At 39.2% G+C, this 19041-nt stretch carries 15 protein-coding genes; 4 read left to right on the top strand and 11 right to left on the bottom strand.

The features are described 5' to 3' along the window. Positions 1–101 precede the first annotated feature (101 nt). From AC6UDD_RS01435 to helD, 4 genes are all read right to left on the bottom strand, one after another. Positions 102–2285: a heavy metal translocating P-type ATPase gene (locus AC6UDD_RS01435; protein WP_500717852.1), complete on the bottom strand. Its 2184-nt coding sequence runs from the start codon at positions 2283–2285 to the stop codon at positions 102–104. Between the two features lie 14 nt (positions 2286–2299). Beyond that, positions 2300–2752, bottom strand: a complete 453-nt coding sequence (locus AC6UDD_RS01430; protein ID WP_500718102.1) for a CopY/TcrY family copper transport repressor — start codon at positions 2750–2752, stop codon at positions 2300–2302. A 135-nt stretch (positions 2753–2887) separates the two neighbouring features. After that, entirely contained in the window at positions 2888–3802 is a 915-nt protein-coding gene (coaA, locus tag AC6UDD_RS01425) for a type I pantothenate kinase (protein WP_500717850.1), read from the bottom strand. 10 nt (positions 3803–3812) lie between these two features. Further along, complete coding sequence (gene helD, locus AC6UDD_RS01420) at positions 3813–6113, bottom strand: RNA polymerase recycling motor HelD (RefSeq protein ID WP_500717845.1); 2301 nt, start codon at positions 6111–6113, stop codon at positions 3813–3815. Positions 6114–6203: 90 nt separating this feature from the next. Between helD and AC6UDD_RS01415 the strand changes: the two genes are divergently transcribed. The 4 genes from AC6UDD_RS01415 (at position 6204) to AC6UDD_RS01400 (ending at position 11800) form a co-directional block, all read left to right on the top strand. Next, positions 6204–8069, top strand: coding sequence for a cation:proton antiporter domain-containing protein (locus tag AC6UDD_RS01415; RefSeq protein ID WP_500717841.1), 1866 nt, complete (start codon positions 6204–6206; stop codon positions 8067–8069). Between the two features lie 185 nt (positions 8070–8254). Then, a complete protein-coding gene (locus AC6UDD_RS01410; protein WP_500717836.1) occupies positions 8255–8911 on the top strand; it encodes a histidine phosphatase family protein in 657 nt (218 codons plus the stop codon). 10 nt (positions 8912–8921) lie between these two features. Then, the gene (gene hflX / locus AC6UDD_RS01405; protein ID WP_500717832.1) at positions 8922–10184 is read left to right on the top strand and encodes a GTPase HflX; all 1263 of its coding nucleotides are present in this window, start codon (positions 8922–8924) and stop codon (positions 10182–10184) included. 269 nt (positions 10185–10453) lie between these two features. Then, positions 10454–11800: an APC family permease gene (locus tag AC6UDD_RS01400; RefSeq protein ID WP_500717826.1), complete on the top strand. Its 1347-nt coding sequence runs from the start codon at positions 10454–10456 to the stop codon at positions 11798–11800. A 19-nt stretch (positions 11801–11819) separates the two neighbouring features. Here AC6UDD_RS01400 and AC6UDD_RS01395 read toward each other — a convergent pair whose 3' ends face one another. From AC6UDD_RS01395 to AC6UDD_RS01365, 7 genes are all read right to left on the bottom strand, one after another. Continuing rightward, positions 11820–12638, bottom strand: a complete 819-nt coding sequence (locus AC6UDD_RS01395; protein WP_500717822.1) for a DUF6681 family protein — start codon at positions 12636–12638, stop codon at positions 11820–11822. Further along, entirely contained in the window at positions 12638–13186 is a 549-nt protein-coding gene (locus AC6UDD_RS01390) for a hypothetical protein (protein WP_500717819.1), read from the bottom strand. Before AC6UDD_RS01390 ends, AC6UDD_RS01395 begins: the two co-directional genes overlap by 1 nt. Before the next feature lie 91 nt (positions 13187–13277). Beyond that, positions 13278–13847 (bottom strand): guanylate kinase, encoded by a 570-nt coding sequence (locus tag AC6UDD_RS01385; RefSeq protein ID WP_500717817.1) that lies wholly within the window; start codon positions 13845–13847, stop codon positions 13278–13280. Then, on the bottom strand, positions 13837–14259 hold the full coding sequence (locus AC6UDD_RS01380; RefSeq protein ID WP_500717815.1) for a bis(5'-nucleosyl)-tetraphosphatase: 423 nt from the start codon (positions 14257–14259) through the stop codon (positions 13837–13839). The genes AC6UDD_RS01385 and AC6UDD_RS01380 overlap by 11 nt, the downstream gene beginning before the upstream one ends. 49 nt (positions 14260–14308) lie before the next feature. Continuing rightward, positions 14309–15448 (bottom strand): cation:proton antiporter, encoded by a 1140-nt coding sequence (locus AC6UDD_RS01375; RefSeq protein ID WP_500717812.1) that lies wholly within the window; start codon positions 15446–15448, stop codon positions 14309–14311. Positions 15449–15507: 59 nt separating this feature from the next. Then, positions 15508–17175, bottom strand: coding sequence for a glycosyltransferase family 39 protein (locus AC6UDD_RS01370; RefSeq protein WP_500717810.1), 1668 nt, complete (start codon positions 17173–17175; stop codon positions 15508–15510). Positions 17176–17289: 114 nt separating this feature from the next. Beyond that, entirely contained in the window at positions 17290–18897 is a 1608-nt protein-coding gene (locus tag AC6UDD_RS01365) for an ArnT family glycosyltransferase (RefSeq protein WP_500717808.1), read from the bottom strand. Positions 18898–19041: the final 144 nt, after the last annotated feature.

The raw sequence follows: 19041 nt of genomic DNA, 5'->3' as shown, positions 1-19041 counted from the left end.
CCCACCATCCCTTGTTACTTAATTTGTTACTTAATGAGTCGATTATACAAAAAAAGAGTGGCAAATGGAAGCCACTCTAGCTTAATCAACAAATTAATTGTTTATTCTTTAATCTTTCCCATGTGAAGGGTGAACGCATTCACAGCCACAATGATGGTTGAAGCCGACATAATCAAGGCACCAACGGCTGGAGAAAGGATAATTCCAATCGGAGCTAAGATCCCAGCAGCAAGGGGCATGGCAATGATATTGTAGCCAGCTCCCCACCAGAGGTTTTCAACCATTTTCCGGTTAGTTGCTCTGGCAAGATCCAAGAAATCAATGATATCTTCTGGATCACTTCTAACCAAAACAACGTCAGCCGATTCGATGGCAATATCAGTTCCAGCACCGATAGCCACTCCAATGTTAGCACGTGACAAACTGGGAGCGTCATTGATACCATCACCAACCATCATGACATCATTGCCTTTGCTCTGGTACTCTTTAATAATTTCTTCTTTGTTTTGAGGGAGGAGTTCTGAACGATAATCAATATCACCCAACTGATGAGCAACTCGCTTAGCGGCCAAGTCATTATCACCAGTGAGCATCACAGGAGTAATGTTCATTCTTCTAAGTGCCTTAATTAAGTCAATTGACTTAGGACGAAGAACATCTCCTTGGGCAATCACACCAAGTACTCTATCATCACTTACCAAATAACTAATTGAATTACCCTGACTAGCAAGATCATCAAATTGTTTCTGATCGTAGTCCAAGTGATTATCAGTCAGATACTTAGCGGTTACAATCTTATACTCTTTTCCATCAATTTGTCCCGTTAGTCCAACTCCTTGAATGGCTTGAACGTTTTTGGCTGGGACGACTGTAACTTGCTCCTTTTTAGCCTTAGCTAGGATTCCAGCAGCTAAAGGATGACTGGAATTAGCTTCCAGATCAGCAAACTTAGTCAAAAGTTCTTCGTTACTCATGTCTGAATCAGATACTACCTCATTGACCTGAAAGACTCCTTCAGTCAAAGTCCCAGTCTTATCCATGAAGACGTAATCCAAACGTTTAACCTCTTCAATTGACTGACGATTTCTGATTAACAGTCCATTTTGAGCGGCAATTGAGGTGCTTCTAGCCACAACTAGTGGGATCGCTAATCCTAAAGCGTGAGGACATGCGATAACTAGAACCGTAATCATTCGTTGAAGCCCATAACTTAATCCGCTTAGAATCGTCCAAACGACCAATGCCAGGATTCCAATGATCAGAGCGCCATAGAACAACCAGCGTGAAACCTTGTCAGCTAACGTTTCCGCCTTTGACTTTTCCTTTTGGGCGGCTTGTACCATTTTAATAACTTGAGCTAAGTATCCATCTTTAGCAGTGGCAGTAACCTTGACTTGCAAACTACCATCACCATTAACGGAACCACCAATTACTTTACTTCCCTTTTTCTTAGTGACTGCCTTCGATTCACCAGTTACTAAAGCTTCGTTTACAGCACTAGTTCCAGAATCAACCACGCCGTCAGCTGGAACTTTTTCACCCGGTTGAACCAAAACAACGTCGCCAGTTTTTAGCTGGTCTAGTTGAATATCCTTGGTTTCTCCATTAGGCTCAACCAAGTGGGCAGTGCTTGGAAGGAGCGCAGCCATTTTTTTAAGCGCATCACCCGCGTTCATAACCGCATCCATTTCAATCCAGTGACCTAGTAGCATAATGACAATCAAACTTGCTAGTTCCCAGAAGAAATTCATCACATGACCGTTTGGATTGATGAAGGTGTTCATGATAAAAGCATACAAACTATAAAAGTATGAAGCTGAAATACCAAGTGTAATCAACGTCATCATCGCCGGAGCATGATTTTTCAACTCATTTTTGGCCCCACTAAAGAATGGTTGACCACCATAAAAGAACAGAATGGTTGAAAGAATCATTACAATCCAATCAGACCCCGGAAAGGTAATCTGAAACGGTAATTTCATTCCCATAAACGGAGAAAGCAGCAAGATGGGAATCGTAATAATCAATGAAATCCAAAAGCGCCGTTTGAAGTTACCCATGTTCATCATGTGGCCGCCGCCCATATCCATTGAACCGTTCCCCATGTTCATGGATCCATGATCCATCTTCATCGAGCCGTGGTCCATTTTCATTTTAGAATTACTCTTCATGTTCATTTGGTTATTATTACCGTTTTGGGGGTTCATATTTTTCATATTATGATCATCATGATTCATATTCATTTTCCCCATTGAATCATGTTTTCCATTGTTCATATCCTTCATTAAAAAGCTCCTTTCTACTGACAATCCATGCCCATATCGCCTGGCAAGCAGTTACAATCCACTTTATCGGGTGCGGTTTTTAACTTTTGTCTCAAAACTTCACCTAACTTGTGAATGTCACTCTTACTAATCTTACTTTGACTAATCAAATCCATAATGGTCTGACCCTTACGCATGTCACACATTTGTTCAAAAAGTTCTTCCGCACTTAGATTCATCGCATTCTGTTCGTTAACAGTTGGCGAATAAACAAAATAACGTCCTTTTTTAGACCGAGTCAACAATCCCTTCTTAACCAATCGACTAAGTAATGTTTTAATCGTGGACTCTTTCCAATCACGTTTTTTCGCAATCGTGTCAATGATTTTTCGTGATGAGCTATCCCCCATCGTCCAAATCAATCGCATAATCTGCCATTCAGCGGGCGTAATTTCTTCAATTTTTTTGGTTTGATCCAAATAATTCACCTCCAACCTACGGTTTACATTTGTAAATTCATTTTTAATCATAATCTACATTTGTAGATTATGCAACCATTTAATCTATTTCTCCATAAAAAAATCGCTCAATCATTGAATTATAACGATTGAACGATTTTTACTTTAATATTTTCTAAGATAAACTTTATCAACAATGTGCCCCTCACCCTTATGAATAATAAGGTTGGCTCTTTCACGTGTTGGTAAAATATACTCATTTAAGTTCGGTAAATTGACGGTTTTCCAAACGTTCTCTGCCATTTTAACCGCCTGTTCCGGTTCCTCTTTTGCGTACTTATAGTAATAATTAGTCGGATCCTTAAAGGCCGTTTTCATCAACTTCTTAAAGCGGTTAAGGTACCAGGTCTCAATTAGTTCCGGCTTAGCATCGATATAGATCGAAAAATCAGTAAAGTCACCAATGTAGAGCTTCTGATGATCAGGAATTTGAAGTGTATTAATTCCCTCAATGATTAAAATATCGGGATTGGTGATGACATCATAACGATGAGGAATAATGTCATACGTTTGATGAGAGTATACTGGCGCTTTGACTTCTTTTACGCCAGCCTTAATCTTAACCAAGAACTGAATCAATGATTCCATGTCATAACTTTCAGGAAATCCCTTGCGATCGAGAATGCCCTTTTCTTTTAAGATTTTAGTTGGATACAAAAACCCATCAGTCGTGATTAGTTGCGTTTTCATGTCCGGTAATAAATCAGTAAAAAGGTATTGAAGTAAACGCGCTGCGGTTGATTTCCCCACGGCTACACTTCCCGAAATTCCGATGATAAATGGAATTTTAGGCGTTTTACGCTTTAGAAAATCACTTTCAGTAAGTTCCCAATCTTGGTAGTGCTTGGAAGCCAGTTCCAATAAGCGTACCAATGGCATGTAAATATCAGAAACATCATCAAGTGAGATCTGATCATTAAAGGCCTTTAATCTTTCCAAATTAGCCTGTGTAATCGGAGCCGATTCATTTGGATAAAACTGCTTCCATTCATTTTTACTGAATTCATAAAAATCCTTCAACAAAATTCACCTACTTGGTCACTAAATCATACTCATCTTTAGGCACGTCCTTGAACGTCGGTGATAACTCTCCAACCGAAATCACATCCAGACGGTGCATCGCCCGACTACAGATTGTGTACACTAACTGGTCATCACGTTCAGTTGGATATTCCGTTTTAGAACCATTCCACATTACAACGGCGTCAAACTCGAGTCCTTTAGCTAAATAAGCTGGAACAATAATAACACCCTTTACTAACCGCTGATTTTCGGTTTGAATCAACGTGGATTTAATCCCATCTTCTTTTAGCTCATCATGAACCCGTCGACACTCGTCTAACGATTTAGCGATGACGGCCGTGGTATCATTTGCTTGATCATTTGCCTGAATCGTATTCTTTAAAACGTTTATTCCATTATTGAAGTCTTTGACAACGTTAATTTTAGGAAGCTCACCACTTCTAGCAAACGATTGGATCTTACTGCCATCTGGGATCAGATATTTGGTAAAATCAGTGATTTGTTCGGTTGACCGATAAGACTTATTAAGTTCAATGACCCTGGTTTTCTCGGGATCAAACATCGTCTTCATTTCCCGCAAAAGGCTATTGCTACTCTCATGAGTAAAGATCGCTTGGTTAAGGTCTCCTAGTAAAGTAAACTTTGCCCTCGGAAAATTAAACTTGAGGTAAGCCAACTGAAATGGGGTATAGTCTTGAACTTCATCGGCAAACAGGTAACGCATGTGAATATCAGGACGTTTCCCAGATATTAAATCATACAAGTAAAGATAAATTGAAATATCAGCATCACTAATTTTGCCATTTTTCAATCGCTCAATTGATTTTTCAACCCCGTCATTCCATTCCTGTTCATCAATTCCGTACTTACTCAAATCGGTAATCCGAGGAACGTTTCTAATCAGATTAACGAACTGACGATTGATACTAACAAACCGACCACGAGTAATGGCCTTTCTAACATTTCTAAAGGCGTTTTGAACAATCTTTTTAGCTAAGAAATTATATTCCTTATCAGGATTATCCATGCTTTCACCATACTTAGCATAAATTGCCTGAAGCTGTTGCTGGTCAAGTCCTTCAATGGTCTCTTCAACCCACTTCTTTTTCATCTCACTACCAATGTGACGATTTAAAATCTTATTAAGTTCTTCCTTAGTAGCTTCTAAACGATTTCGTAAGTTATAGTTCTCGTTAAAACTGTAGTAAATTTCGCTAATATCTTCCTTTGAAATAAATACATTATCTTCAAATTTAATGTCTTTAAACTGAAAGTTCTCCTTATTTAAATGGTGGGCGTACTTTCCAACTAGATCAAAGAAATCTAGGCTGTTCTTAAAGTCAACCACCTTCTGTTGGTGTTTTTCATGGGTTTCTACAAAGCGTTCACCAATGGTTTCAACCTCCAGGTGGGGAACCCGGCGGTTAGTATATTGGTAATACGTCATTTGAACCATATTTTGTTCCCCTAATTCGGGTAAAACTTCATTGATGTAGTCATTAAACAACTGGTTAGGTGAAAATAAAATTACCTGACCCGAATTCAAATTGCCACGATAACGATAAAGTAAGTATGCAATTCGTTGCAAAACCGCAGCCGTCTTTCCTGATCCGGCCGCTCCCTGAACAAAAAGCAAATCAGAATCAGTGTCACGAATGATCTGGTTCTGCTCCTTTTGAATCGTGGTAACGATACTCTTCATTTTGGTATCAGACTGATGACTGAGATTTTCGAGAAGTAAGTTATCCCCAAGGGCCTCGTCTGTGTCAAAGATGGTTTCAATCTTACCGTTCTTAATTTCAATCTGTCGCTTTAACTTTACGTCAACCTTTTGGGGACCAGCTGGTGAATCATACGTCATTTCACCAATCCCACTATCGTAGTAAATACTAGAAATAGGTGCCCGCCAGTCGTACACCAGATAATCGTCTGGATTATCGGTAAATGACGCTAGGCCAATGTAAATGGTCTCGGTGTGCTTCTCGCCTTCTTCGTGAAAATCAATTCGAGCAAAGTAGGGATTTTGGTCCAGCCGTTTTAGCGTATCAAGGTCCCTTGCAGCGTTCTTCCAGCGGTTCTCACGCTCCGAAAGTAATTGTTGTTGCTGTCTAACCGAGACGCCCGTCTCCATCTGTCCACTATATGTACTTGTCTTTAAACGAACATCGTTAAAAAAGTTCTTTTGGATTTCCGATTGGTCACCCTTCGCTTTTTTAATTTTTTTAGCAGCATCGACCTCTGCCATTTCAATTTTGCTTTCAACAAAATCAAGGTGCTTCTGTTCTTCATCTTTAATTGAATTTTCCAACGGATAATCCCTCCTGCTTGCTAAACTTGACTAAATATTCTAACATATTAACTCAGCTGAACAAAATATATAAACCAAGGTGATCGTAATATGGATTCAATCTCATTAGTAATTGTTCTACTTGCGGCCTTAATAACTCCATTAGTGATGGCACGATTCCACATTTCAATGCTGCCAACCGCAGTCGTTGAAATCTTAGTTGGAATCATATTAGGCCCCAGTTTATTCAACATCGTTTCTGACTCAAACATTTTATCCATTCTTTCCAAGATTGGTGTAATTGTCCTACTGTTTTTGAGTGGAATGGAAATCGATTTTTCCTTATTTAAGCCCAAAAACAAAAATCCCAGTGAACTAGAAAAAAAATCAAACCAAACTGCTCCACGATTTTCCTCCGTTCAACTAGCCTTTATGGGTTATGCAACGGTTATCATTCTAGCATTAATTTTAGGATACTTCTGTAAACTAACCGGACTATTCAGTGACTTCTGGTTAGCTTCAATCTTGTTTGCTACCATCTCACTTGGTGTGGTCATCGCAGCTTTAAAGGAAAAAGACGTTACTGGAAGCGCCTTTGGCCAAACCATTCTGTTAATTGCCGCCCTTGGTGAAGTGTTACCGATCTTTGCCTTAACGATCTACGCCTCGGTATTTGGAACCGACAGTAAATCATTATGGCTCATCCTGATTCTATTTGTCGTAGCAGGCTTTTTACTGTGGTGGTTCAAACGTTTCTTCAAGTTTTCAGACAAAATCAATAAGTCAACCACCCAAATTGACATTCGGTTAGCTTTCTTCATCATCGTTTTACTATCAACGATTGCCGTCTTTGTTGGATCAGAGGATATCTTAGGGGCATTCATCGGTGGAATGGTCTACAAATTACTACAACCATCAGAAACCACGAAGGATCGACTCGATTCAATTGGATATGGGCTCTTCATCCCGGTCTTCTTTATCATGAGTGGTGTCGGTTTGAATGTCAAAGAGTTACTGTCAAACCCAGCGACTTTGGTCTTAATCCCCGTCTTCTTCGCTAGTTACATCATAGCGAAGTTAGGCCTTTATCCCATCTTTAGGTTACGTTTCAATAAGCAAAACTCACTGGCTGGAATGGCCCTCCCGAGTGCAACCATTACCATGGTTCTAGCAATCCTCCAAGTTGCTAAGGGGATGAAGGTAATCACATCACAACAGTCTGGGGCATTTTTGCTTGCAGCGATTATTACCTGTATCATTGGACCACTGGTCTTTAACAAAGCCTTTAAAGTCGAACCAGAAACCTATCCTAAGATTAAGGTTAATTTCTTTGGGGTTAACTTAACTACCATCCCAGTTGCTCAACAACTTTCCACTGGGTGGTACGACGTTAACGTATACACTGATAATCAGGAACACTACCGCTCGTATAACAGTCAGGCTAATGTTCATCTTGTTTCTAAACTTGACCCAAGATTCTTAATCGACAATGGCTATTTTGACTGCGACATCGTTGTAATGGCCTACTTTGATTCAGAGAAAAGTTACGAATTGGCCAAATCGGCTAAAAAGTATGGTGTCAAACGGGTTATCGCTCGTTTTGAGAATCGCGACGTCCTTGATAAGCATCAAGATGAACTCCTCTCTCTAGGAGTTGAGATATATAACAACCTTGCCGTCAATATTGCCATGCTAAGAGAGTTGATTGAGGTCCCGTCAACGTTTAAGATGATTGAATCTAACGAATCAGTTCTCCATGAAGTTAAACTAACTAATCCGAGTTTGGCCAATACTGCAATTAAAGACCTTCCCTTTAGTAATGACATTACCATTAACGAAATCTTTCGCGACCATAAACTACTTCACCCGACCGGTGAAACGATCCTAAGATTAGGCGATCAAATTATTTTCTCCGCCCAAAAGGGAACCGGCATTCAAATCAGAAGTGATTTTAACCCGGAAGCATCACAAAATTAGATTAATTAATCCACTGACATCATCTTAGTCAGTGGATTTTTTATCTGGTTCACGATGATTTACGTAAAACAATATAATGATTATTTTAAATGATTACTAAATTATACCAATTCCACCCGTCCCGTTTATCTTGGACGTTAAAATATGCTAGAATTAAGCAACTAGTGAATCAGGAGGAAATAAAAATGACTTCAATCAATTTATATTTTGTCAGACACGGCCAAACATATTTGAATCGTTACCATCGCTTACAGGGATGGGCAGATTCAGCTTTAACCGATAAGGGAATCACCGATGCAATCGATGCCGGAAAACACCTTAATAAGGTTGATTTCAACAAGGCATACAGTAGTGATACCAAAAGGGCCCGTGACACTGCTGAACTAATCCTAAAGGAAAATCCATCAGGACTAATTGAACCGATCGAAATGGAAAACCTCAGAGAAGAAAATTTTGGATACTTTGAGGGCAATGACATGGGACAAGTTTGGCACATCATCGGGGGACCGTCCGGCGCTGATTCATATGGTCAAATGATCGCCACTTATACGATGGAAAAGACCCGCGACATGATTGCTGACGCCGATCCATACGGGGATGCCGAAAATGATTCACAGTTTTGGGAACGAGTTCAAACCGGACTGGACGAAATCGTTAACAATGCTGAAGATGGCGATGATATTCTCATCACCGCTCATGGAACTCTCATTCGCAGTATCGTTAGTCGTTTTAGCGATATCGATATTAGTGAACCCATTCAGAATGGCAGCGTCACTAAGGTTGAGTATAAAGATGGTGATTACGTTATCAAATACTATAACAATATTTCAGATCCAGTCTAAAGGAGTATAAATGATCGACAACTTTACTGATGTAATTACAATTGGTTTAGACTTAAATGACGCCAATTTTCAGTACTCAATGGAGGAACTTAACAACTTGGTCACTGCAAACAACATGCACAGCGTTGAAACTGTGACCCAAAAATTGGATCATCCTGATCCGGCAACCTACTTTGGCAAAGGTAAGGTTGAATTTCTAGAACAACTCGTCAAAACGACTGGGACAGACATCATTGTAGCAAACGATGAACTCAGTCCCAGTCAAATTCGAAATCTAGAAAAACTAACGAACGCTAAAATCATTGACCGAACTGGTTTGATTTTGGAGATCTTCGCAAACCGTGCCCGTTCTCGTGAAGCGAAGTTACAGGTCCAACTGGCCAAATTAAACTACCAACTCCCGAGGCTTCGTACTAGTGCTAGTCAACGATTAGACCAACAGTCTGCTGGTGGCGGACTAGCTAACCGTGGTGCTGGTGAAACTCAAATTGAATTGAATCGGAGAACCATTCAACATCAAATCACGCACGTTCGTCACGAATTAAAGGAAATTGACAAATCGTACGACACTCAAAGTAAAAAGCGCAAACAAAATGATTTAAAAACCATCGCTCTTGTCGGTTATACCAACGCGGGGAAATCCACGATTATGAATCAACTGGTAAAACGATTTGGTGAAAACGAGGAAAAAGAAGTCAACGTTAAAAACATGCTGTTTGCTACCTTGGACACGAGTGTAAGAAAGATTGAATTGCCAAATCACAAGCGCTTTCTTGCAACCGACACGGTTGGTTTTGTCAGTCAACTTCCCCACCAACTGATTCAAGCCTTTCAATCAACTTTAAAAGAGGCCAGCAACGCTGATCTTTTGGTACAGGTGGTTGATTACTCCGATCCCAACCAAGAACTAATGATGCAAACTACTGAAAAGACTTTAAGAGAAATTGGAGTCCCTGATATTAACATGATTAAGGTCTTCAATAAAGCTGATAAGAGTGGAGAAAATTACCCCGTTCGCGAGGGCAATAACATCATCATGTCAGCTCTTGACCCTGATTCAATTAATTTATTAATCGACGTAATTTCTCAAAACCTGTTTAAAGACTACGTCAAAAAGACATACCTCATTCCTTTCAGTAATGGGCAAGTGGTTTCAGACCTAAATGAAAACGAAACGGTCTATCAAACTGACTACACCGATCGGGGAACCAGGCTGAAAGTGGAACTTCCCGAAACATCGGCTAAAAAATACCAAAAATACGAAGTTAATTAATAAAATCCCATTGACATTTAATATGGATCGCGGTTAAATGGTCCTATACTAATTTAAGAGAACAATATTTAAAGAAACCGTCCAAGAGAAGCCAACGTTATTCTGGAAGTTGGCTGACTAATCTTTATTTAACCACCTCTTAAAACACATTAATACACAACAAAAAGCGCTCTGAATATTTCAGAGAATTTTGGGTGGAACCGCGCACATTTGCGTCCCTGACATTTAGTTGTCAGGGACTTTTTTATTCTCAAAGGGAGGAATTTTATATGAAGAAACCAAAAGAAGAGTCAAATGTAAAGTTAAACCGTTCTTTAGGAATCTGGTCCGCACTCTCACTTGTAGTTGGAACCATCATCGGAGTTGGAATCTTTGTTAGACAAGCGGCCGTCCTAAATGACGCGGGATCTGCAACTGGTGCCATGCTAGCTTGGCTAGCCGGTGGACTTTTGACCTTAGCTGCGGGACTTTCAATTGCCGAGATTGCCTCACAAATCCCTGAAACTGGTGGACTATACGCATACATGGAAGTTATTTATAACAAGTTTTGGGGCTTTTTATCAGGATGGATGCAGATCATTGTTTATGGTCCCGCGATGATCGCTTCACTTGGAGCTTATCTTGCCATCCTATTAGGTGACTTTTTTCATATCTCACCAGAATGGAACATCCCAATCGCAATCATTGCAGTTGTTGCGGTTGGTCTATTAAATACCTTTCCCAATCGATTTGGAGCGGCTTTTTCCATCATTACTACAATTTGTAAGCTCGTCCCAGTCGCAGCGCTTATTATCTTCGGACTTTTCTTTGGTCACGCCGATGCTTTTACTCAGAGTGTTAGTGACGTCCATTCCTCCGTTGGTGGTTTTGGAGTTGCCATGTTAGCCACTCTATTTGCCTTTGACGGGTGGATCCTAGTTGCTAACCTTGGTGGGGAAATCAAAAACCCCAAAAAGATGCTACCACGCGCTATCACCTTCGGAATTTTAATCGTCATTGCCATTTATATGCTAGTTTCATACGGTGTTTTAAAAAGCATTGGACCTCAGAAAATTCATGATCTTGGAACAAATGCCATTCCATACATGGCTAACAAAGATTTTGGAATGATTGGTGGAAAGATTTTAAGTATCGGTATCATTATCTCAATCATCGGTTGCATGAACGGAAAAATCATGACCTTCCCCCGTATCATGTATGCCATGGCGAAAGAAAACCAACTTCCATTCTCTAAGCAGTTAGCTTATCTCAATCCGAAGACCAGAACGCCAGTAGTCTCAATCGCTGCTGTTCTGATGATCGTAATCATCATGATCTGTTTCTTTGATGCCGACCGGCTCTCAGAACTATGTATCTTTACCGTCTATTGTTTTTACGTGATGGCATTCTTTGGAGTTTTCATCCTTAGAAAACGTCACCCCGACCGAAAGCGAGTTTTCTCAGTTCCACTGTATCCATTTACACCAATCGTAGCTATTTTGGCCTCCCTTTTCGTAATCTGTTCAGAAATTGGATCAGACTTCATTGGGGTCGTTTGTTCACTAGGAATTGTTGCACTCGGGATTCCAATCTATTACTTTGAAGTTACTCTCAAAAGAAATAAGGCGAAAAAATAAGAGATCTCGTTGAGATCTCTTATTTTTTCTGATATGCAATTTTAATCTGAACCGCATAGTCGTCAGCCCCATCAATTAAGCCAGCTCGACCAGAAGTCTTGTATCTTCCCCCAACCAAAAAGGCTTCAGCTAGATACAACTTAACTTTATTCTTATCGATCCTTTGAATATCCTCAAAACCAGCTTTAACAATGTGACCAACGGGTTCACAATTAACCTGATTCATCCCTGCATATACTTCATACTGACCATTTTCTTCTCTTAAATCGAAGTAAGGAATTAACACTCCATCACCCAAAGCGTAGACGCGATGCTTAGGATTAGCTTTAATTTCGGAAAGAAGCGCCCGATCGCCCAATCCATTGTAATCATCACTCGCAACTTTTTTGGTAATCATGGTATCGGCTAACTGATGAATGTTATGTCGTTCACTCATTGTCGATTCCAATTTAGCTGGCATCGTTTTTCTTTCATCAAATAAACCGTTGGCCGGAATATTACGATAACGACGGCTTCCACCACGCGCCTCGGTTTGTTGATCAGTTTCCTTGGGCTGAATGTGTAAGACCTTATTAATGACCGGTGTAACATCAAACTTCGCCCGTTTCTTAGTAAAGTAATACATGATGTTTAGGTACAAGAAGTACGCCAAAATCAAGACAACTAAGAAGACTAGAAAACCCCTAATCATAAAACCATTTACAACAAAACGGTAGGCAACGTACAAAAGGTAAAAGTCGCCTAGAATCCCTAAAATGACGTAAATTCGGCTTTTGGTGTTTGTTTCAATCGTTATATATCCAAGATAATGATTAATAATATCTAGAAAACTAAACATTAATGTTCACCCCCAGGATTAGTCGTATTGGCTTGGGTATTATTCTGAGTATTGTTAGAAGTAGTTCCCGTACCGTTATTAGAATTACCGTTATTTCCGGTATTCTGACTTGATTTTTCGGTATTTCCACCGTTATTATCAGTTGTCTTCTGATTGTTATTACCAGTCTCCGAATTATTTCCATTCGTGCTGGTCGAATTATTTTGCTCCTGTCCACCAGAAGTTGTTTTACCTTGTTCATTATTTGGTGACTTACTATTACCAGCGTTATTGTTATTATTCATATTATCTTGTTTAGTCCCAGAACTATTGGATTCATTTTTACTATTATCGTCATTAGAATTCGAGTTCTGATCCTTATTGCCCTTATTGTTGTCATTATTCTTCTTAAAGTCAAAAATAGAACGTTTCTGACTTTGATGGGTAGTAACCTTAGCACCCTCATGGGTATTGGTAGCTTTATTAACAACAATATTGGTAGCTCCTAGCGCTAAACAAATTGAAATAATGGCAAATGGAGTAAGAAATGGTGGCACTCGATTTGGCATTTAATCATCCTCTCAACGTATATTCTCTTTTGTGAAGCTTAATTATTGCACTTAAAAGTAAAGAATTTATTCCAGTCGATAAAAGAATTCTTTAAAGTTGGCTTTTTAGATTTAGTACAATTTGATCAATCTGATTCTTAGTTTGACTCCATTTCTCATTATCAATCACAATTGACCGATTTTCCAAAGCAGCTGGAAGCTTTAAATCACGCGCGTCTTCTTTACTTTCCATCCGAACTTTAATCTGAGCTAGAGTGTCCCCACGATCAATCATGCGCTTTTTAAGCTCAGCCGGATCTTTAACTTTCAAAAAAATAACAACCGCTTCTACTCCTAATCGATCCTTGTACGTAATGGCACCCTTCGTGTCTAACACAATTGAAACAATGGGAGACTTTGAAAAAGCACGATCTAATCCTTCGTACGATGATCCATAACAGTGCCCTGAGTATTTTACTGATTCTAAAAGATGAAGTTCTTTAAAACTTGTCGGCGATTCAAAATAATAATCCACTCCATCTTTCTCTTGATCTCGTGGTGCCCTAGTCGTATGAGTAATCACCTTAGGAATCCCATATTTTTTCATTAAATAATCCGAGATAGTGGTCTTACCAGTGCCAGCGGCTCCAGTAATCACAATTACAAATCGTTTATTTGACATAGTGGTCCTCAATGTATTCGTTGGCCTTTTTAAGTGGTGGAAGCAAGTTATCGTATGTAACTAACTTCAAAGCTTCTTCGTAAGTGCACCAACGATCTTCACTAATCTCTTCCTTCTGTCTGGTAACCGAAGTGTCAACCGGAACTTTCGTCACAAAGAAAGTTACCACTTTGTGGTGGCCATTCTTCATGTCATACTCGACCTTTACATCAAAACCATCATCAATTTGACCATGAATTCCCGTTTCTTCTCTTAATTCACGTTTAGCAGCCTGTTGTAACGTTTCATTTCCCTCAACGTGGCCTTTAGGATATCCCCAAAAATCACTAGTTGCACTTTTTAAAAGTAAATATAGTGGTTGGTCGTCTTTTAACTTAAAAACAATCGTTCCACCGTCAATTTCATTAATCATAAAAATGCCCCATTTATCTGTTTCTTTCATTGTACCAAAAAATCAAAAACTACACTGATTTAATACTGAACTTAAGCATAATTGGTGAAAGGATCGTCGAAAGTACAATTACCATAATAATCTCGGAGTATAGTTCAGGAGCAAGTAGATGACTAGCTAATCCAATTTGAGCGACAATGAGAGCCATTTCACCTCTTGACACCATTCCTGCACCCACCACATTAGCGTCTTTTAGGGTTAATCCAGTCAATTTTGCTCCAATACCACATCCAATCCACTTGGTAAGGACTGCTAGGATGGTCATTACTACAACAATTAACCACGTGCTTGAAAGCCCCTTAAAACTCATCTCCATCCCAATTGCAGCAAAAAAGATTGGGATAAAGAAGGAATAACCAATTCGATTAGCACTTTCAATCACCTGATTATGAAGTGGCGTACGCCCAATTGCAATTCCAGCAAAGAACGCCCCTAACACCGTGCTTAGATTGGCTGCTTCAGCCAGATATGCCATGATCAAACAAATGCTAATCCCCATAATCGACACGGCTGAATTGGCAGGAAGAAGGTCAGCTAACCGCATGAGCCAAGGTGCAATCCATTTGATGACAACAAAAATCAATCCAAAAAACAAGATCTGAAACGTAAACAGAACAAACAGGTTTTTAGATCCTGATCCCGTCCCAAACACACTTGAAAAAACACTCAACAAAATAATTGAAATCACATCGTCAACCACTGCAGCCCCTAAAATGGTTGCTCCCGCGACCGATTTCAGCTTACCAAACTCTTGAAGCACTTCGACACTAATGGATACTGAAGTGGCTGAAAAGATTACTCCCCAAAAAAGCGCTCTTTCAATCCCCTGGCCCAGTATTTGACCATAAAGGGTAAAAGCGACCACCGGTAAAATGACCCCACAGATGGCAACGCTAACGGCTGGCTTTAAGTACTTCTTGACCAGCTCGAAGTCACATTCTAATCCCGCAATAAACATCAAAAAGATGACCCCAATTTCGGATCCAACCGAAACCAGATGATTTAAACTAACCAGGTGCAAAACCGCGGGTCCAATTAATAAGCCGGCCAAAATCTCTCCTACCACCGCCGGCATCCCAATCCTTTGACTTAAAACTCCTAAAATCAACGTTGAAAGTAAAATCAATCCAATTGTTGCTAAATATTCCATATAACCTCCGTTATCCCTCAAAAAAAGCAGAGTTTGCCAATTTGACAAACTCCACTAATTTAATAAAACTTATGTTCTTTTATCATTTTCTTTGCATTAGGGTTAGGTTTGGACCTAGCTTCAAACAAGTAATAGGTAGCTCGTCTTTCCTCAAACATTTGGGCATGACTACTACGCAATTTGTAATTCTTAATTAACGCATCACGTCCACCCTTTCTAGAGCCACTGCTCATGTACTTGTACAACTCAGCGTTACTCTTGTTACTTGTATTGTCAACCCTAATTACCAACCATTGAACTTGTTTCTTCTGATCCACCTTGTTAGCTGATCTCATCATTTTAGGATAAGCGCGGCTAGGAATATTATTACGTTCGAAGAAATAATGAGTTGGGTACGCACCGGAACTAGTGTAAAAACCATTCTCCAAACGACTGTATGTTAGAAGAGTCGGAGTTCCCTTACTCTCGTCTCTAATAATCTTTCCAAACGAAACTTGAGCAGGTTGTTGGTACTGCCCCTTCTTAGGATTAAGAGTAACGTATAAATTTTGGGGATGCAACTTCGAATAAATAAAGTTATTGTTTGATCCAAGGACAAAGGTTAAGGCCATACATAGTGTTACGACAACAAACGTCCAAGGGAGAGCGAGCTTTCTGTTAGATTCAAAGTGTCTGATAAAAAACACCAGTACAAAGATCGTTGTTACCATGATAAATGGGAAATACGCTAATTGATAGTACTGATAGATTTTACCAAAGGTATGACCATATACAGCTACAATCGCATTTACAATCATCATGAACAAGAAGAGCGACTTTGAAATTCCGTCTTTAAAGATTTCATGGTCAAATAAAACATAGATTAAGCCCAAGAGACCAAAGACCACCGTGATCGGATACTGCGTCAGAAATTTCATAAAGAATCCAGTTGCCATTAGAATCTTCGTTGGTACAATTCCAGAGGAACCGTAAACGGTCATGTTAATGGTAAAGTAAACGTGGATAAAGGACTTAAGACTTCCCGTTACCAAGAAGTAGATTAACCATGGAACAAGTGCGATTAAGAAACTTAGTCCACTAAAGAAAATCAATCGCCACATTTCTTTAAAGCGGTGATGATAGACGTAGAAGACAAACATAAAGACATAAAATCCAATCCACGGACCAAGTAAAGTGTACTTCGAAAAGAAGACCACTCCGACCATGAATCCTTGAATCATCCATTCCCACCATTTGATATCAAAATCATTTTGGCAAGCCTTTAAAGCAACATAAATCAAGTATAAAACGGCTGGGAATACGAAGAATTCAACCGAACCACCATAGTCATAAAATGGCTGAAGCACGGAAAAGACTGGCATGAACAATGAAATTACAAATGACCAATTCTGTGACAAGTATAATCTAGCAATCTTGTAAGCCATGGTCATAATAATGATCATCGCAATAATCTCAAACGGTACCATTCCAACGAGCGATCGTTTTGTGATTAGTGAGGCTAGTCCATAAAGCAAATAAACAAAGGGCCCCTTTTGTTCAAAAACATCCTTATAGGGAATGATTCCGTGAAACATTGCTTTACCAACAGTGAAAAAATTATTACTGTCAGGTGATGTATCAAAATAATAGAACGGTGAAGCAAATGACAAAAGTAGAATTATGATAATACTCATTACTACAAACGTTAAACCAAATAAATAAGGTTTAGTTTTTAGTTTTTTTAACATACATTGTTCTTCCAATCATTAAGAATTTAAGCTCACACTCAATAATAAAAGCAATTATACCACATTCCTCCACTCAAACGCGGAGCCATCGGACTTCATAACCTTATTTTAAGATTATGCTTTTCTTTTTAATAACCAATATACTGACTTCCGGTTATTGGGAGCCTTTTGTTCATGAGTGGATACGACTCGATAATTCTCTAACAGGGTTTTCGATGCTGGTCTAGTAGAATAGTGTCTGCCAAAGTACGTTTTGATTGAATCAGCTTGATTGGTCTTTACTACAATCCATTCAACCGCCTTTTTTTTGACAACCTTGTTCTGTGACTCAACCATTTTCGGGTTCTTATCATACGAGATATTGTTGATCTGGAAATAATACTGTGTGGGAAGAGCCCCTGATACCGTGTACATACCAAGGTCAAGATATCCGTAGTTAAGAAGGGTTGGCGTCCCCTTACTCTCTTTTCTGATAATCTTGCCAAACTTTTCTTGTGCAGTCTGCGGATCACTCGGATCGAGCGTCTCCTGATTGTTATTTGGAAATAACTTTGATTTCTGAAAATTGCCGTTAACCCCCATGGTAAAGAACAGGACTAAAAGCGTCATCAAAATAAACGTCGAAACAAGTCGCTTACTAGGCAATGTAATTTGCTTATAATTTAGTCCCATTGCAATTAGAACGACCAACGTTACAAGAACGTACGGCATAAACGCTAATTGGTAATAAACGTATAAGGTGTCTGGAGTATAGCTGTATACAGCAAAAAAAGCACTCACAAACATCATACACAAAAAAATATTCTTTCCCGCTCCATGATTAAAGACGGCAAAAAGAATTAACGGAATTACACCCAAAACAAAAAGTTGCGGCTTATCAATTAAAAATTCACTAAAGATGGCTAAAGATCCAGCAATCTTCGTGAAAAGTCCACCATTAGCCGAGGCACTATAAACCGTCATGTTGGAAACAAAATAAACGTCGTAAAAGGCTTTAAACGAGTTAGTAACGAAAAAATAAATTCCCCAGGGTACTATTGCGGCCAAAAAACCAACGCCACTTGCAAGGATCATCTTAAAAAGATTACGAAATTTTCTATGGTACAAATAAACCAGCGCAAAAATAATGTAAAACGCAATCCACGTTCCCAACAACGTATATTTAGATAAAAAAACCACCCCGACTAGGAATCCTTGAACTAGCCAGTTCACGTTACTAATCGCAAAATGATTGTGGCATGCTTTAAAAGTTAAATAAATGGCCGACAAAATCATCGGAAATACGAATTCTTCTACCAGACCACCGTAAGTAAAATACTCTTGAAACATTAAGAAGAAAGGCGTTATCAGCGCCAAAATTGAAGCAGTTGGTTTACTAACGTATAAATTAGCGGTTTTAAAAACCAAAAATAACGAGGTCGCTAACGCAATTATTTCTGCTATGGTAATTCCAATAATCGAATAGTGACTGATTAAATAAGCGAGCCCATAAAGCAGATAAACGTATGGCCCCTTTTGCTCAAAAACATCCTTGTACGGAACTAGCCCGTGCATCATACCCTTGCCGACCGTAAAGAAACAGTTGACGTCGGGCGAATAATCAAAATAATAAAGTGGGGATGCGTAACTAAACATCCCAATGAAAATTAATGCTACGACCACAAAAGCCAAAAAATAACGAACGTTTACATTTTTAATGAAACGTTTTATACGGAACTCCATTTCCGATCCTACTCCTTTTTAAACCGTTCCTATTATATCCTAGAATAATTGTTATGTACACGTTTGAACGTGTATCACACTGGTACGTTGATTCTTCCACACTTTTTTTACCGTTTTAAAGTGTTATCATAATAATTAAATTAA

Source organism: Fructilactobacillus sp. X2R1C3 (genome assembly GCF_059901425.1).
This window is presented reverse-complemented; position numbering and strand designations above follow the sequence as displayed.

What these genes read in the sequence shown, in the direction of transcription:
- AC6UDD_RS01435 (WP_500717852.1), bottom strand. Translation starts at nt 2,285, where the DNA reads ATGAAGGATATGAACAATGGAAAACATGATTCAATGGGGAAAATGAAT.
- AC6UDD_RS01415 (WP_500717841.1), top strand. Translation starts at nt 6,204, where the DNA reads ATGGATTCAATCTCATTAGTAATTGTTCTACTTGCGGCCTTAATAACT.
- AC6UDD_RS01410 (WP_500717836.1), top strand. Translation starts at nt 8,255, where the DNA reads ATGACTTCAATCAATTTATATTTTGTCAGACACGGCCAAACATATTTG.
- hflX (WP_500717832.1), top strand. Translation starts at nt 8,922, where the DNA reads ATGATCGACAACTTTACTGATGTAATTACAATTGGTTTAGACTTAAAT.
- AC6UDD_RS01400 (WP_500717826.1), top strand. Translation starts at nt 10,454, where the DNA reads ATGAAGAAACCAAAAGAAGAGTCAAATGTAAAGTTAAACCGTTCTTTA.
- AC6UDD_RS01395 (WP_500717822.1), bottom strand. Translation starts at nt 12,638, where the DNA reads ATGTTTAGTTTTCTAGATATTATTAATCATTATCTTGGATATATAACG.
- AC6UDD_RS01390 (WP_500717819.1), bottom strand. Translation starts at nt 13,186, where the DNA reads ATGCCAAATCGAGTGCCACCATTTCTTACTCCATTTGCCATTATTTCA.
- AC6UDD_RS01385 (WP_500717817.1), bottom strand. Translation starts at nt 13,847, where the DNA reads ATGTCAAATAAACGATTTGTAATTGTGATTACTGGAGCCGCTGGCACT.
- AC6UDD_RS01380 (WP_500717815.1), bottom strand. Translation starts at nt 14,259, where the DNA reads ATGATTAATGAAATTGACGGTGGAACGATTGTTTTTAAGTTAAAAGAC.
- AC6UDD_RS01375 (WP_500717812.1), bottom strand. Translation starts at nt 15,448, where the DNA reads ATGGAATATTTAGCAACAATTGGATTGATTTTACTTTCAACGTTGATT.
- AC6UDD_RS01370 (WP_500717810.1), bottom strand. Translation starts at nt 17,175, where the DNA reads ATGTTAAAAAAACTAAAAACTAAACCTTATTTATTTGGTTTAACGTTT.
- AC6UDD_RS01365 (WP_500717808.1), bottom strand. Translation starts at nt 18,897, where the DNA reads ATGGAGTTCCGTATAAAACGTTTCATTAAAAATGTAAACGTTCGTTAT.